Here is a 16,597-nt window from a genome sequence, read left to right as displayed (position 1 = left end):
CCTCCTCTCTGTTTTTCTCTCTGAATGTCACTCGTGGTTGGCGAAAAGCTTGAAGCCCATGAGGCTGGTCATGGACTGGACCGCGCTGTTGATGCGGCCGATAAACATATCCAGATCGGTCACTTCATGACTTTTATCGGAAGCTGCCTGTTCCATGAACTCGAGAAACTGGCTGTGACGCAGCTCCCCTATTCTCGACGACCAGGAAAGGTTGGATATCCGGAACGCACAGAGCGGTTCGTCAATCATGTAGAGATCGCCGTGCTTGAGCAGCTGCATCCAGAAATCAAGATCGATGGTATAGGGCACAACGGCGCTGTATCCGTTTATTTTGCCGATAAGTTCCGCCGGATAGAGGCCGCAGACCGGCTCCCCGATGATGTTGGTACCCATCCGGATCATCTTTCTGATCACATCGACCGGCTCGATGCGGCCGCCGGACATGAAGTTGACTTTCTTGATGAGCGGCTTGCCTTCGGGATCGATGATCGTTCGCTGGCAACTGACAAGACTGATCCCGGCATGCACGGGATTTTCAAGAACCCCGACCTGCTTTTCAAGGCATTCGGAAAAAAGAATATCGTCGCCGCAAACCAGCTTGACGTACCTCCCCCTGACATCGCTGATCGCCCGGTTCCAGTTTTTCTCCGGCCCGAGATTGACCGGGCTCCTGAAAATCTTTATCCGGGAATCGGAAAACGATGACGCAAGCTCCACTGAATCGTCGGTTGAATGATCGTCATAGATCAGAAGTTCGAAATCGCTGAACGACTGCCCGAGAATCGAACGGATGGTATTGCCGATAAAACGGGAGTTATTGTACATAGGGACGACAACCGACACCACCGGCCGGTTATGGGAAAACATCATATAATACCTCCATAAAAACAGCTCTTAAGCCACAAGGGCTTACTCATGAATAAATACGGCAGCGTGCCTTCCGGCCCACTCCGGGGTGGCCTTTTTGCCTGTATCGAGAATGGTCGATCCGGAAACCTTCACCCCGTCAAGACGCACCCGGCTCATATTGGCCCGCCAGAGATTGACACCGGAAAGATCGGCCCCACCCAGATCGGCCTTTTCAAGATTCGCTTCGCGAAGATCGCAGCCCGACAGATCGGCATCACGCAGATCGGCATCGAAAAGATCGGCTTTCCTGAAACTTGCGCCCTGCAGCTTCGCATGGGCAAGATCGACATAACTGAGGTTTTTCTGATCGAACTTCGCTTCACGAAGATTCACCTCCATGGCCCGGTCATGCTTGCGCATGTCGTTCCAGGCGAATACCCCGGATTTGAGCTTTTTGTAGAGCACCTGATCGTAAGCGACAGTTGCGCCGGAACCGGACATGCGCCAAAGGTTCCCGCTCGATCCGGTTTTCCCCGGCCCGGAATTTCCGCCTTTTCCCGATCCCGTCGGAAGCGCCTGCCCGGCAACAGCCGGAACGGGTTTTGGGACATCGTCGAGAAACTGCGCCCGATGCTCCGATGCCCATGCCTGTGAGGCATAGCTGCCGGAAGCAAGCACCGTGGATGGCGAAACCCTGATGCCGGTCATGTCTGATCGGCTCATGTCGGCGCGCCATAGGTAGGCTGCCCGAAGATCCGCACCGGCAAGCTGTGCGCCGACAAGCCTGGCTTCACGAAAATTCGTCTCCTGAAGATCCGCACCGCTGAAATCGGCACCGGTGCAGTCTGCTTTCTTGAGTACCGCGGTCTGCATAAGGGCGCCTTTAAGCGACGCACCCTCAAGTACGGCCTCTTCAAGATCGGCATTTCGAAGCGTCGCCCCGTTGAGCGAAGCCCTGACAAGCAATGCCGAGGAAAGCCGGGCGGAGTCGAGCCTGGCATGATCGAGCCTGGCTTTGCTGAGGTCGGTACTGCCGAGATCGGCGCCGGAAAGATCGGCGTTGCTCAGGTCCGCACCTCTCAGGTTCATGCCTTTGAGCTGCGCCCCGGAGAGATCCGCAAAACGTCCCGGAAGCCCTGCCCTGTAGCTGTTCCATGATGTCACTCCGGTTTTCAGCGCCTTGAAATCGGCGGCATCGAATGCCGAAGCAGGAGCGGACGAAACCGGAACAAGCGCGAAGAAAAGAAGAACCGGACGGATATGGCGCTGAATACTATTTTGCATGAGTCTCAAGTTTTATAAGGTTTTCACGGTATAGTTCCGTATTGAGGTTTTTCAGAAGGTAAGCCACGCAGCACCCGAAAACCACTCCCGCACTGCCAAGCAGCATACCGCTATCGAGAAAAAACCCGAGCAGCACCCCGGTCGAGGACAGGAGCATGAAGGTAAGCTGCCGGAATGCCTTTTTCATGGTTCGGCCGTCGAGCAGCTCCGAAAGAGCCTGCTCGCTTCCGAGTTTTTCGAGCGAAGCTGTTCTGAGAATCGAAGGGACGACGATATAGATCATGCCGATAAAGGAAAAGGTTATCCAGCCGAGCAGTGCGGCATGGGTATGCGAGTGATAGATCCACATTTTATCGATGCGGATGGGGGGATGAAAGCCGAAAGGGATCCCTTTGATGTAATAAATGTTCATGATGCCGAACGCGCTGGTTGCGAAAAGCAGGGCCAGGCCGCTCAGAAGGAAAGCCAGCGCCGGATGTCGGAAACTTGTTTTGAAAAAGTTGTAGAGGTAGAGGGCAAAACTCCCGAGCAATGCCATGACGCCGAAAAGAAGAATGTGGCTGACCAGCATCATGCCGAAATAGTTGCCAACGAGAATAACGATGAGAAAGATCAGGACACCCCCGACGAAAATATAGAACCAGAGGCTGAAAAGGGTTCTGATCAGCGCTCTTTTCGATGAGTCTCTCCACGCATAGGTATAGAGAAATCCCATGACGCTGATGCTCAGGGGAAACGAGGAACCCAGAAAGTAGGCCGACTGGGTGACAAAAAACGGAATGATGCCGCTGTGGGGAAAAGCCTCTTTCAATCCGAGTGCAAAAAGTCCGAGATTGGCATTGAGCAGAAAAAGCACATCGAAAATATAGTAGCGCACGGAAACCTCCTTCCAGATTCTGCCGACGGAAAGCGTCGTGAATATCTCGCGAAGCGGACCGGAGACCAGAATCATGAGAAAAAGCCCGGTGGCTGCTTTCAGCAGGGGCCACTCCATGAAAACGGCAACGGTAATGGAGAGCAGAGCGAGCAGTACGGAAGAGATATAGCGCATCTGCTTCTCCGGATCCACGACCAGCTCGGGGTAGATGGTGGCTGTCAGGTAACGGTTGAGCAGCAGGATGGCAAGGTTGCCGAAGCCGATAAAAAAAATGTACGGGTGAATACGGTAAAGAAAATGGTTCCCGGTGAAAGCCCCTGCCGCGCCGAGCAAAGCCGCCATGGCAACTACGGTTACCGATACGGTAAAAAACCGTTTTACGACCAGTTCAAGTGCGCTGCCGGGTTGGAGGTGGTGGTCCATGAACATCGATTGGTCAGTTTTTCATTTTTTTCAACTCTGCAATAGCGATAAGCGATAGTGCGATAAGCGCGACATTGAGCGTCAGCGGATTGAACGGCTCGGTAAAAAGCTGCGGCTCGAAAAGCAGCACGAAGATCAGGAGAAAGACAAGCGCCGCGATATTGAGATGGAATATCCATATCCGGCGGACTGCAAGCAGCAGCAGCCCGAAAACGATCTCTCCGGCGCCCATCCAGCTTACCGCCATGCAAGCCCACTGGTAAACAGGAATGACATGGCCGAGAAGCTCGGTCTCTCCGGCGCTTCTGCACACGAGCTTGGGAACCGCCCCCTGATAGATCCATGAAAACGCAAGGGCAATCCTGCTGAAAAGCATGACACCCCCCTGTTCCGAAAATGATTTCATACCTGAATACGATAGTGAAAACGTAACTGCCTTACTGCAAGATAACAGTTCAGTCGTAAAGGAATCCTATGATGGCTGTTAATAAAAAAACTCCGGCCGGGAGCACTGATGCCTGAAGGTTTCTTTTTCAGGGTTCCGGCGCCCTGCGCCATCGCTTCAGGAAACGTTCGGGCCAGCTCCGGAAGCGATCGAAACCGACATACACCACCGGTATGACCAGAAGAGTGAGAAACATCGAGCTTCCGAGACCGCCGATCAGGGCAACGGCAAGCCCTGATTTCCACTCGGAGCCGGAACTTCCCGAAAGCGCGATGGGCATGAGGCCGAATATCAGGGTAAAGGTGGTCATCAGAATGGGGCGCAGCCGTTCCCGGCCGGCTTCGATGATGGCTTCATGCAGTTCCATGCCTTCACTGCGGAACTTCGTGATGAAATCCACCAGCAGGATGGCGTTCTTGCCGACAAGGCCGACCAGCATGATAATGCCGAGAATGGTGAAAATGCTGAGCGACTTGCCGAAAACCGCAAGCGCGAAAAGCGCGCCTATCACGGCAAGAGGAATGGAGAACATCACAACCATCGGCCAGATATAGGAGTCGTAAAGGGCGACCATGATGAGATAGACAAAAACAATGGCTACGAGAAACGCAACGAGAAGGGTGGAAAAGGACTCCCCCTGGCGCTTCAGGTCGGATTCGTATGCATGCGAGACCGTCGGAGGCATGACCCCGTTTTTCTTCATGCCGGAGATGATGCGTTCGATATCCTGACCGACGCTGCCGACCGGACGGCCGATGACCTGGGCCTTTACCCAGACAGCGTTGTTGCGATCCTTCCGCTGAAGCCTGGTATAGCCCCGGTCCTGCTCGAAGGTGACGAACTGGCCGAGACGCACCTGTTCCCCGCCCGGGGTGCGGAAAGTTATCTGTTCGATGGTGCGGGTATCGTTGCGGAAATATTCGTCGAGCATGACCCGGATATCGTACTCGTTGTCGCCCTCCCTGTAGGTTCCTGCATCGTCGCCCGCATAGGCGGTACGAAGCGCTGCACCGACCTCGGCAACGGTGAGGCCGAACGAAGCCATTTTTTCCCGGTCTATCCTCGCGCGTATTTCGGGACTTCCGGCAGAAGAGGTAAGCTTGACATCGGCGCTTCCGGGCGTACTGCGGAGGCTGTCGCGAAGCGCTTCGGCTGCATGGGTGACCTCATTGCGGAATGGACCGCTTAAAACGACAATAACCGGAGTCTCGTTTGCCGTTCCGAATATGCCGATGGGGTTGATGCTTGCCTTCAGGCCTGGAATATCCCGAATACTCCTGCGGATCTCCTGCATGAAATCGTCGGTTGAACGGCTTCGCTCCTGCTTCGGAACAAGGGTGATATTGAGTTCGGAAACATTATCGGCACTCTGGTTGAAAAAGCCTTCGCTCGAGGCTCCGACGTTTGTCAGTATCTTTTCAACTTCGGGCATGCGCGCTATCCTGCGTTCGATCTCCCTGGTCATGCGGTCGGTTTCGTCGAGTCTGGTGCCCGCCTCATATTCCATAATCACGGAAAATTCCCCCCTATCGGAAACCTCGATGAACTCCCCGCCTATGAACCCGAACACCAGCAGGCTGAACGAGAGCAGGAGCAGCGCCGTTGAACCGGCAATGACTTTCCATCCGTTCCCGAGACTCCAGCGGAGCGAGCTGACGTACCACTCCCGAATACGCTGAAAGTTACGTTCGAAGCCGATTGCGAAGCGGGAAAGCGCATTGACGGGCTGAAGCCGTTCAACCCTTGAAAAACGGGAAGCGAGCAGCGGCGTAACGGTAAAGGAGACAAAAAGGCTCACCATGGTGGAGAGCACCATGACAATGGCGAATTCACGGAGAATGTTCCCGACAATGCCGCTGACCAGCGAAAGCGGAAGAAAAACCACCACATCGACAAGGGTGATCGAGAGTGCGGTGAAGCCGATTTCATTTCTGCCGCGAAGCGCCGCCTTTCGCGGTTCCTCTCCATCTTCAAGGTGCCTGTAGATGTTTTCGAGCACGACGATCGAGTCATCGACCAGAATACCCACAACCAGCGAGAGGGAGAGAAGCGTCATGAGGTTCAGGGAAAAATCGAACACATACATCCCGATGAAGGTGGTTACCAGGGAGGTGGGAATCGAAAGCATGACGATCAGGGAGTTCCGCACACTGTGCAGAAAGAGCAGCATGACAAGAGCCACAAGCAGAATGGCGATCACGAGATCATGCTGCACGGCGGTAACGGCTTCAACGGTAAAGGTCGAAGCGTCCTGGGCGACATTGAACCGGAGATTCCTGTTGCTGTAAAGCGTTTCGAGCGTTTTCAGCTTCTGGCGGACCTGCCTGCTGACATCGACCGTATTGGCGTCGCTCTGCTTCATGATCATGATGCCTACGGCGCTTCTGCCGTTTACGCGCGTCATGGTGGTGATCTCCCTGAACGCGTCGCGGACTTCGGCCACATCTTTCAGGCGGACATCGCTGCCCGGCTCGGAGGAGCGGAGAACAAGGTTTTCCAGCTCGTCGAGACCGGTGAATTTTCCGGCAAGACGCAGCGTGAACTGCCGGTCGGAGGCATCGATTTTTCCTGTAGGAAAGTCGAGGTTTGCCCGGTCGATTGCTGCGAGCACGTCCGTTACCGTAAGATTGTATGCCTGAAGACGCCCGATATCGAGGTTCACCCTGATCTCGCGCTCCCGGCCGCCGGTCAGGTAGACCTGGCCCACACCCGGAATGCTCGAAAGCTGCGGTTTGATGTCGTCCTTGAGCAGCTGGTAGAAGCGCGTATCGGGAAGCGAGGAGGTCGCGCCTATGCGCAGGACAGCCACTTCGTCGAGTGCGAATTTGCTGATTACCGGCTCCCTGGCATCCTCCGGCAGCTGCTCGCGGATTTCATTGACCTTGCGCTGGGCGTCCTGAAGCGCCTTGTCGATATCGGCATCGTTGGAAAATTCCACGGTAACGGCCGAAAGCCCTTCGGAGGATACCGATGAAACCGTTACAATTTTTTCAAGCGCCGAAACAGCATCTTCAACCGGCTTGGTTACCGATGTCTCGACTTCTCCGGGCGAAGCACCGGGGTACTGCACGGAAATGGACACTACCGGAGGCGTCATTTTCGGGAGCAGTTCATACTGCAGCTGCCGGTAGCTGAAAAAGCCCAGAATGCCGAGTACGGAAAAAATAACGACAACGAGGCTCGGCCGCTTTATGGCAAGTTCGGTCAGGGTCATCGTGCGCTATCCATGTTTTTCTGCGGGATGATGGTTACTTTCGCGCCATCGTGAAGTTCATTCTGCCCGCTCGTCACCACCTGTTCACCTGCGGCCAGACCTCCGAGAATTTCAAGCTGTTCCTGAAACTCCATCCCGGCGGTTACCTTTCGCAGACGTGCAATGCCCTTGCGCACGACATAGACCTCCGGCTTCATGACACTTCCGGCAAGCGCGGTTCTGGGAACGACGAGCGCCTCACGGCTCTCCTTTCCGGCCAGGATGACCCTGACAAACATTCCCGCCTTCAAAGGCGAATTCGCGAAGTTCGCAAGCACGGCTTCAGCCTCGTAGGTCCTGTCACGGCCGGCCTTGCCGCTTACCGAGGTAACCCGGCCCCGCAGCACCGGCCCGGAACCGTCGGTAGCCCGTATCTCCAGGGGATACCCCGGAGCAATGCCCCGCACCTCTCTTTCTGAAAGAAAAAACCTGATGCGAACCTGCGACAGATCGACAAGATTGGCGACTTTCATGCCGGGCTGGACCATTTCGCCTTCATCGACAAGCTTAACGGTAACGGTTCCCGAAACAGGAGCCCTGATACGCGTATCGCGGTATTTGCGGCGAGCCTCGATCAGATCGGCTTCAGCTTCGTCGCGTTTCAGGCGGACGGCCTCCAGACCGGAAGGCGATACGGCGCCTTCACGGAACAGATTGAGATAACGCGTATGATCGAGATCGGCTTTTTCGAACGCGGCCTTCGCCTTTTTCAGGGCCGATTGCTGCAGTTCGTCATCGACAACGAAAAGCACCTCTCCGGCAGCTTTCCGGTCGCCGGTTTCCGACATGGCTTTTCTTACCAGACCGCCGGTTTCCGAAAAAACCTCGACATCCCTGAAGGCTTCGGCCGTCCCGGTAAGCGCAAGCGAATCGCGAACGACAGTCCGCCGAACCGGAACGACCGCTACAGGAACGGCCAGCGAATAAGCCGAATCGGTCCCGACAGGTTCAGAACGGTGCTGCTGCCACCAGAAAAGGCCGCAAAGAGCGGCAATGACAAGAATGACTATCGCGAGTTTTTTCTGTTTCATCGTATATCTGTCCTGATCGTATAAAGGGCTGAGCGTACCGCTGCCCCCGGCGCATAATCCCTGAAACGCAGAAGGCGGAACTCAAGCTCCGCCTTCTCTTAGCAATAACATCGGTACGAAAAGCGTCGGCTCCATCAGCAGAAATGGCGCGATATGGAGCAGGAAATATCGGCAGAGGCCTTGACATGGTTGAGGATCGAGAGGATACCGGTCAGGTTCGTGATATTCTGATCGTTGACCGAAGACTTGATCTTGACCAGCGCCTTATCGTACAGGTCCTGTATTTCCTTCATCATGTCGAGTGTTTCACTGGCGTGTTTCGAATTCCCGCTTACAAAAGCCTCGACCGCTTTCTTGATCATTTCTGCGGTAATGTCGCCCATAGGCTTGAGACCGTATTCGTCCTTGTGCAGCTCCTGAACATTGGCGAACTGCACATGTGCAGCCTTTTCGGCAATATTGAGCGCAAACTGCGCAAGCCGTTCAAGCTCCTGCAGGATCATACGGGCGTTGTTGACAACCGCAAGCTGCTCGTCGTTAAGATTCTGGAACGATGCATAGGCAAGGGTGAGATACTCGACTTCAAACTTGCCTTTCTGGATATACTCCTCGTCGAATTTGAACGCCGACATGGCAAGCTCGACATTTTTCTTGGTCGATGCACGAATGCTCAGCATCAGGTTGTTTTCGACATTCGAGGAAAGCTTGGTAAGCTTCTGCTTGAGCGACTCAAGCTGAATATGAACCGGACCGTCAGGTTTGGTGGAAAGATTGAACTTGGCCGGATCGATCTGGATAGTAAACGCTTTCGGAGTCTCGACAGATTTCGGTGTCTCTCCGAAAAGCTTGCCTAAAAGATTTGCCATATGATTACAATACCATGCTTGCGTTAAAAAACCGGATGTGAAAAAGTGCTTTCAATTTAGTTTCCCGGAAGGGTTAATTCAAGGAAAAAAAACAAATCGCACCCATTCGAAGACTTCCGTGTCCCCCGGTTCAATCCTTGAGCGACTGGATAAGCTTTTCATATGAACTTTCCGAGTGCCTTGCAATTTCTCCGGTAACCAGATAGATAACTTCACCGGCTATTCTCGTGGCATGATCGGCCATTCTTTCAATATAACGGGAAATGCTGAGCGCCGCGATAAGCTGGTCGATATCGGCCTCGCTGTCTTTCATCTGCCTGGCGACTTTCTTGAACACGGCGCTGTGCATGGCGTCGATCTCCTCATCCATGGCCTCAACCCGGTCGGCAAGAATACGGTCCTTGTTGACAAAAGCCTCGATAGACCTGGCGGTCATCTCGCCGGCATGATGACCCATCGTTTCGAAATCGAATTTATCGAGCATCTCCGAGTTGATTTCCGGCATACGCTCGATGATGTGAACCGCCAGATCGCCGATCCGCTCCAGATCGTCATTGATTTTCATGATGGTCACGATGGTGCGCAGATCGCGGGCAACCGGCTGCTGGAGGGCAAGAAAGGCAAGACAGCGCTCTTCAAGACGGACTTCGGTCAGATCGATCTCATCGTCCACCAGTCTGATCTCCCTTGCCTGCTGTTCGTCCTGATTCTTTACCGCGGTAAGGGCGTTGTAGAAATTCTGCAACACCTTGTCGGAAAGCTGAACAAGCGACTCGGACAGCTCTTTGATAAGTTCATGAACCGGTCTGTCTGACATGACGGTAAAGTGGTTTCGTTAGCTGAATCTTCCGGTTATATAATCTTCGGTCATCCTGTCCTTCGGGTTGGTGAACAGCTGTGCCGTACGTGCATACTCCACCAGAACACCTTCATAAAAAAACATGGTGTAATCCGATACCCTCGATGCCTGCTGCATGTTGTGGGTGACGATCATGATGGTGTAACTGCCCCGCAGCTCCTGGATGAGATCCTCGATCTTTGCGGTTGCCTTCGGATCGAGCGCGGATGTCGGTTCATCGAGCAGGAGTATTTCAGGTTCCACGGCAAGCGCCCTGGCCACACACAAGCGCTGCTGCTGACCTCCGCTGAGACCGAGCGCATTCTTGTCGAGCCGGTCGCTCACCTCATCCCACAAAGCGGCTTTTCTCAGACTCCGCTCGACGATTTCAGCGAGCTGTTTGCGATCGTTCAGGCCATGCAGTCTCGGCCCGTAGGCGATATTGTCGAAAATGGATTTCGGAAACGGATTCGGCTTCTGAAACACCATGCCGATCTTTTTGCGAAGCAGCACCTCATCGGTGAATTTACCATAAATGTCCTCGCCGTCAAACCTGAGCGCCCCTGTGGTATGGCAGCTCGGAATAAGATCGTTCATCCGGTTGATCGCCCGGAGAAAGGTGCTCTTGCCGCAGCCGCTCGGTCCGATGATCGCCGTCACATATCTGGAAAGAATATCGGCGTTTACCTTTTTGACCGCCTCGAATTCACCGTAATAGATGGAAAAATCCTTTGCCACAACATGAGGAGTTCCGCCGCCGGATATGTTTTTTCTCTCGGAAGGCAGATAAATCTCACGATTTGCGGTTTTCACCTGCTCTTTCTGCGATGTTTCCCGGCTATCTGCTGTCATGTGCATGGTTCCTCAGCCTTTTAATTTTTTGGAAATACGTGCTCTCAGAAAAATTGCCGACAAATTCAGAAGCAGCACGATACTTACCAGAGCAAGCACCATGCCGTACTGGACATGCCTGATTTCGGCGGCAGCCTCGTGCTCGCTGGCAAGATTGTAGATATTCCACGAAAGCGCCGGAGTCGGCGACGAAAACACATCGGCCAGACCGATCGCCGAACCAACACTCACGGCTGCGGTAAAGATGATGGGAGCCGTCTCGCCGGCAGCCCTGCCGAGACTGATAACTCCGCCGGTAAGAATTCCCGGAAGCGCCGCAGGCAGAATGACCGTCATAATGGTATTCCATTTTGTGGAACCGAGGCTCAGCGAAGCCTCCTTGTAGGTTTTCGGCACCGAAAGAATGGCCTCTTCAGCTGCACGGATGATGGTCGGAAGAATCATGATGGCAAGCGTCAGCGAACCTGCAAGCACACTCTTCGACTCCGACACCTTGAGGGTATTGATAAAAAAAGCCAGACCGAACAGACCGAACACAATGCTGGGCACCCCGGCAAGCGTGCTGTTCGCACTGCGTAATATACTGTTGAAAAAACCCTCTCTTGCATATTCGGTAAAATAGACCGCCGCAATCACGCCGAGCGGAAAGGCAAAGAGCATGGCGCCGACGGCCAGAAAAAACGTCCCCTGGATTTCCGGCCAGATACCTCCGAAAATATGGGAATCGACCGAACTGTCGGTCAGGAATCCCCAGTAAACCGTAAAGCGCGGACGAAGCACATCCGGAAGATGCTTCTCGACATAGGGAAACAGTTTAACCAGAGAGGTTCCCTCGAACTCTGCCGCCCGGCTGACGAAATACTCCTTAGCCATGACGTCGGGGTTGGAGTAGTCCCACTTGGCCTCGTAAAGAAACTCGTGAAGCTTTTCCTCGGCCTTTTCCCATCTGGTCTGCCCGTACTTGTAGCGGGTCAGGATCGCCGTCTCTTCGCCCGGAAGCGGACCGATCAGTGTCTGCAGGGCGGTTCGCACCGGACCGTATTTGGAGAGGTAATCCTGCTTTTTTTCGGGCTCCATGGTTTCGAGCTCCGCCTCGAATGCATCAAGCATGCCGTAGATCTGCTTGCGATATACCTCCGATGCGGCATTTTCCTTTACAAGCTCCTCCTTGTCGCCCCGCCCGAACTCATTGAAAAGCATGTTTCGGTGCTCGAGGGTACCGGTAAAGAACACCGAGCCGATACCGTTATAGATTATGGGCGCCAGAACGATGAGAAGAGCGATACCCATAACTGCAATCGAGCCGAAACCGACCGCGGTAAATGAACGGTCAAGTATCTTTCGTGTTCCGAGATTCATGACTGCTGATTCTGATTACAAAAAAGTCCTTTTTTCATGGCTGCCGCAAACTACTGTCCGGAGAGAATCTTTCTCTGGCGCACAACAATCCTTTCGCTGACCAGATTACTGATAAAGCTGATGACCAGGAGAAGAAGGCCCATTGCGAAAAGCACATGATAACGGGCCGAACCGGTCACCTGGTCGGCTTCTCCCATATCGCCGGCAATGGTCGCCGTAAGCGTCCTTATCGCTTCGAGATAATTGAACCAGGGCTCGGGAATATGCGAGGAGTTGCCTGAAGCCATCCACACCACCATGGTTTCGCCAAGAGCGCGCATGACACCCAGAATCACCGCGGCAAGAATACCGCTGCTGGCGGCGGGAAGTATGGTTTTGACGATGGTTTCGGCTCGTGTGGCTCCAAGCGCGTAGCTCCCTTCGCGAAGTTCGCGTCCTACCGCCTGCAGGGCGTCCTCCGAAACGCTCACGATGGTGGGAAGCGCCATGAAGCTGAGAATGATGGAAACGTTGAGCGCGTTGGTACCGGTGATGATTTCAATACCCTGCAGCACCGATCCCACCCAGTAGAGAAATGCGAGCGCACCGACGCCGAAAACGACAAGAAGGAACATCGATATCTGCTGGCGGCGTTTCGGGTCTTCGATTTTGGCGCTGAGCAGGTCCGATATGACGATGACAGCAAGAAGCAGAAACGGAGCGGCAAGAATCCACCATGCCCACATGAGAATAGGCCCTCCCTGGGTCTGAAGCAGCGGAGCGAAAATTACCAGCGCGAAAAAGCCGAAAGCCACCGAAGGGATTGCCGCAAGCATCTCGATAACCGGCTTGGCGTACTGACGAACGGAAAAGGGAAGAATATCGCTGAGGCAGATGGCCGCCGCAATGCCCATAGGCACCGAAAGCAGCGTCGAACCGAGCGTGACCATACCGCTTCCGTAGATGATGGCCAGGGCGCCGAACTCCCCCGGATCGCCCGCAGGATACCAGTTGCTGCTGGTGAAAAACTCCCTGAATCCCTGCAGCTGAAAGTAGGGAATCGCATCGACAGTGACGAAATAGAAAATGAAGAGTACGACAATGGCAACGAACGAGGCGATAAGAAGCAATATCGACTCTCCCGCCGTTTTGGCGAGCTTCTGCATCTTCCTTTTTTGAGCGCTGACGATAAAGGCTCCCGAACGCCCGCTCTCTTTCAAAACATCTTCACTCATCATGGTGGCAATTTATTACCGGATTAACCCTGAGCAGATCTGCTCCAGCCCATCGTTATGACCGCCCTAATCTATACCCTTTACGTCAAGAAAAAAACTGGATTATGTTACAACTTTGCAACATGTCGGCAACCAGCGTATCAAAAAAAAAGCCGGCACCAAAGTGGAGTACCGGCTTGCATAAAAAGGATAAAACGAAAAATTCCGGCTATTTATTGACAAAACCAAGCTCGGTGATCATCCGTTTTCCATCGGGTGTTTTCGACAGATCGATCAGCGTTTTCAGCGAACCTGCAGGCTGGCCGTTCGTGTACATATAGAGCGGACGGGAAATCGGGTAGATGCCTTTCCTTACCGTGACCGGTGAGGGAAGCACGCCGTTTACCGCAACGGGCTTGACCGAACGGTCAACAAAGCCGAGACCAAGAAAGCCGATTGCCGAACGGGTGGATGAAACCCGGTTCTTGACAGCCCCGTTGCTCGACTGCGTTTCTGCCGTTTTGGAAATCTGCGCCGTTTTACCCATGATCAGATCTTTGAACGACTCCTGGGTTCCGCTGTTCGATTCACGCTGGATCACCACGATGCGCGCCGTCGGACCGCCTACCTGGTTCCAGTTGGTAATGCGCCCCTTGTAGATATCGGCGATCTGCGCCTTCGTGAGATTCCGTACCGGATTGCCGGGATGAACGACCATGGCGATGCCGTCGAGCGCCACCGTGTGTCCCACCGGGTTGACCCCTTTTTTCCTCGCTGCGGCGAGTTCCTGGGCTTTCATTGCCCTCGACATGGTGGCGATATCACAGCTCCTGTTGATGAGGCTTTTCGCACCGTTGCCGCTCCCCGATTCGCTGACGGTAACCTTGACGCCGTATTTTCTGGTAAAGTATGCCGCAAAGGATTTGGCAAGGGGGCCGACCGTAGTGGAGCCGTCCATGACAATACTCTTGCCCGCCGCAGAGAGCGGAGAGGATACGGCCACAGCGAACAGAGCCGCCAGCAGCAGAACATGCTTCATCGTTTTCATCTTGATATCCGTTGATAGTGTTGTTGATCGTCCTGTCGGTAAAGGTATGAAAAGCCTCTGGAATTACGAAAAGGAACCCGACAAAAAAGCCGCCCGGAAAAGGCGGCTTTTTCAAAGAACGGGAATGGAAACTGCATGGCGAAAACAGATTGCCCTCAGTGGTTGACAAAGCCAAGCTCGCTGATCATGCGTTTGCCTTCGGGGGTGCTCTTCAGGTCGATGAACTGCTTCACGGCACCGGTAGCCGGACCGTTGGTGTACATGAAAAGCGGACGGGTGATCGGATAGGTCCCGTTCTTGACCGTCCTCTCGTCAGGTTCGATACCATCGACCATAACCGCCTTGACGCCACTGTCAACAAAACCGAGACCAATGAAACCGATAGCTGCAGGAGTCGTTGCAACGCGGTTTTTCACGGCGCCGTTGCTGGCCTGGGTTTCCGCATTCTTGGTGATGGGGGATTCCTTGCCCATGACCAGTTCCTTGAAGGAGTCCTGGGTTCCGCTGTTCGATTCACGCTGGATCACCACGATACGGGCATTCGGACCGCCTACCTGACTCCAGTTGGTGTACTTGCCGTTGTAGATGCCGCGAATCTGCGTCTTGGAAAGAGCGTTCACGCGGTTGCCCGGATGCACCACAATGGCAATGCCATCCATGGCGACGATGTGCTCGACCGGCTTGACGCCTTTTGCTCTTGCTGCGGCAAGCTCCTTGTCCTTCATTTCTCTGGACATGTTGGCAATGTCGCAGGTTTTGTTGATGAGGCTCTTGGCGCCGTTGCCCGAACCGGACTCACTTACCGTTACCTGAACACCGGTGGTTTTGGTGAAATACGCGGCAAACGACTTGGCTATCGGGCCGACCGTGGTCGAACCGTCCATGACGATCTTGTTTGCTGCCTCTGCAGTTCCTCCGGCCATAAAACCGAGAACCGCCGCGCCGAAAACTATTTTCCTGAAAAGATTCATGTTGCTATTTGATTTTATTGATGTTGAATAAATACGGTCATACAGAAAAAGTCAATTCGAAAAGTCCCCGGGCACACAGCGCCGCTGCCCATCACCTCATGGGCAGCTTTGCCGCGTAAAAGAACAGACACACACAACCCGAACGGAGAAAAGAACAACCACACACTAACCTCAGAACTTCACCACTACATCGGCCTGGAACAGATGATTGGTCGTCGTATCGTCATCTATTTTGTTGAAGTTGTAATAGGTGGCGCCAAGCGTCATATTCTGGACAAGATGGTATGTCGCGCCGATCTTGAAGCCTTCAAGATCGGTGAAGCTGCCCCCGTTGCGATCGGAATCGGTGATATCGGCAACCGCATCCTCTTCAATCGAGACATACTCGCCACTCAGCGACCACTGGCCGGGATTCTTGGCATTGCCGATCTGCAGGCCGATCAGATAGGAATCTCTCTTGGCGTCGTCAATGGCACTGAAGTCCGCATGTTCCGCCGTGTTGAAGGCATACTGGCCGTAAATCTTCCAGGGAAGCGTTTCGGTAATGTTGCCGCCGACACTTGCAAAAAACTCAACGATATTGAAATCCAGACCCGGCTTGAAAGCGGAATCGGTTGGTTTCGATACTGCCGAAGAAGAAACCGAGTAACCGTCAAGGTGTACATAATCGTAGTAGCCTGCGCCGATCTTGAAGCCCAGATCGCTCACCTCACCGGTGTAAGCAAGCTGACCGGCAACGATATAGGCATCCTGCTCTTTTGTAGTCAAGCTGCTGTTTTCATCGATCACATAGTAACCGGCAACCGCGCTGATACCGTCTTTCTCCTTTCCATCGGCATCCTTGCCGTACTGCAGGGTAGCGCCTTCAAAAGTGAGATCGCTGTCCCAGACAAGGTCCTTCATCACGATGAGGGTTTTTGCCACATCCCGTTTACCGAGAATGACATTGACATCTCCGTTCAGAAACATCGGATGATAATCGATATAGGCCTCGTTCAGATAGACGTCGTCGGAAGCAAAAAGGTCATCAAAGGTCTCGTTGCGCGATGTCGGCTCGGTACCTCCCGTAGAAATCTGCACACCGGCGGAGAGTTCTTCGGTAATCCATGGATAGACCCCGATACGAACACGCATGCGGTGACGGTCGCGACTGTGCTCTTCATCGTTCGCGTCCGTATCTTTAAACGTCGATTCGTAACGGTAACGAATATCCCCTTTCCAGTTCCAGTCTACAGCTTCAGCGTTGTTGAAGCCGAGAGCAGCTGCCAGACCGACCAGTAAAGCGACTTTTTTCATAGTAAGAGTAGG

14 protein-coding genes are annotated in these 16,597 nt (G+C 53.8%); all 14 read right to left on the bottom strand.

All coding sequences use genetic code 11. From position 1 onward, the window contains the following. Nucleotides 1-27 precede the first annotated feature (27 nt). The gene (locus tag WBP50_RS06715; protein WP_423932641.1) at nt 28-870 is read right to left on the bottom strand and encodes a glycosyltransferase family 2 protein; all 843 of its coding nucleotides are present in this window, start codon (nt 868-870) and stop codon (nt 28-30) included. 39 nt (nt 871-909) lie between these two features. Then, complete coding sequence (locus tag WBP50_RS06710; protein WP_423932639.1) at nt 910-2,133, bottom strand: pentapeptide repeat-containing protein; 1,224 nt, start codon at nt 2,131-2,133, stop codon at nt 910-912. Then, nucleotides 2,123-3,433 carry a hypothetical protein gene (locus tag WBP50_RS06705; RefSeq protein ID WP_423932636.1) on the bottom strand — a complete coding sequence of 437 codons (1,311 nt, stop codon included), beginning with the start codon at nt 3,431-3,433 and terminating at the stop codon, nt 2,123-2,125. The genes WBP50_RS06710 and WBP50_RS06705 overlap by 11 nt, the downstream gene beginning before the upstream one ends. A gap of 13 nt (nt 3,434-3,446) precedes the next feature. Beyond that, a complete protein-coding gene (locus WBP50_RS06700) occupies nt 3,447-3,839 on the bottom strand; it encodes a DoxX-like family protein (protein ID WP_423932634.1) in 393 nt (130 codons plus the stop codon). 127 nt (nt 3,840-3,966) lie between these two features. Continuing rightward, a complete protein-coding gene (locus WBP50_RS06695) occupies nt 3,967-7,092 on the bottom strand; it encodes an efflux RND transporter permease subunit (RefSeq protein ID WP_423932633.1) in 3,126 nt (1,041 codons plus the stop codon). After that, complete coding sequence (locus WBP50_RS06690; RefSeq protein WP_423932631.1) at nt 7,089-8,162, bottom strand: efflux RND transporter periplasmic adaptor subunit; 1,074 nt, start codon at nt 8,160-8,162, stop codon at nt 7,089-7,091. The genes WBP50_RS06695 and WBP50_RS06690 overlap by 4 nt, the downstream gene beginning before the upstream one ends. Before the next feature lie 134 nt (nt 8,163-8,296). Then, nucleotides 8,297-9,028, bottom strand: a complete 732-nt coding sequence (locus WBP50_RS06685; protein ID WP_423932628.1) for a PhoU domain-containing protein — start codon at nt 9,026-9,028, stop codon at nt 8,297-8,299. Between the two features lie 130 nt (nt 9,029-9,158). Beyond that, on the bottom strand, nt 9,159-9,845 hold the full coding sequence (gene phoU, locus WBP50_RS06680) for a phosphate signaling complex protein PhoU (protein WP_423932625.1): 687 nt from the start codon (nt 9,843-9,845) through the stop codon (nt 9,159-9,161). An 18-nt stretch (nt 9,846-9,863) separates the two neighbouring features. Beyond that, nucleotides 9,864-10,724 carry a phosphate ABC transporter ATP-binding protein PstB gene (gene pstB / locus WBP50_RS06675; RefSeq protein ID WP_423932623.1) on the bottom strand — a complete coding sequence of 287 codons (861 nt, stop codon included), beginning with the start codon at nt 10,722-10,724 and terminating at the stop codon, nt 9,864-9,866. A 6-nt stretch (nt 10,725-10,730) separates the two neighbouring features. Continuing rightward, complete coding sequence (gene pstA, locus WBP50_RS06670) at nt 10,731-12,077, bottom strand: phosphate ABC transporter permease PstA (RefSeq protein WP_423932621.1); 1,347 nt, start codon at nt 12,075-12,077, stop codon at nt 10,731-10,733. 50 nt (nt 12,078-12,127) lie between these two features. Next, complete coding sequence (locus WBP50_RS06665) at nt 12,128-13,291, bottom strand: PstC family ABC transporter permease (RefSeq protein ID WP_423932665.1); 1,164 nt, start codon at nt 13,289-13,291, stop codon at nt 12,128-12,130. Between the two features lie 208 nt (nt 13,292-13,499). Then, entirely contained in the window at nt 13,500-14,318 is an 819-nt protein-coding gene (locus tag WBP50_RS06660; protein WP_423932620.1) for a phosphate ABC transporter substrate-binding protein, read from the bottom strand. Nucleotides 14,319-14,473: 155 nt separating this feature from the next. Then, nucleotides 14,474-15,289, bottom strand: a complete 816-nt coding sequence (locus WBP50_RS06655; protein WP_423932619.1) for a PstS family phosphate ABC transporter substrate-binding protein — start codon at nt 15,287-15,289, stop codon at nt 14,474-14,476. Nucleotides 15,290-15,460: 171 nt separating this feature from the next. Then, a partial coding sequence (locus tag WBP50_RS06650; protein ID WP_423932618.1) for a putative porin occupies nt 15,461-16,597 on the bottom strand: 1,137 nt, incomplete at its 5' end.

It is taken from the genome of Chlorobium sp. (assembly GCF_049593655.1).
Lineage (GTDB): Bacteria > Bacteroidota > Chlorobiia > Chlorobiales > Chlorobiaceae > Chlorobium.
This window is presented reverse-complemented; position numbering and strand designations above follow the sequence as displayed.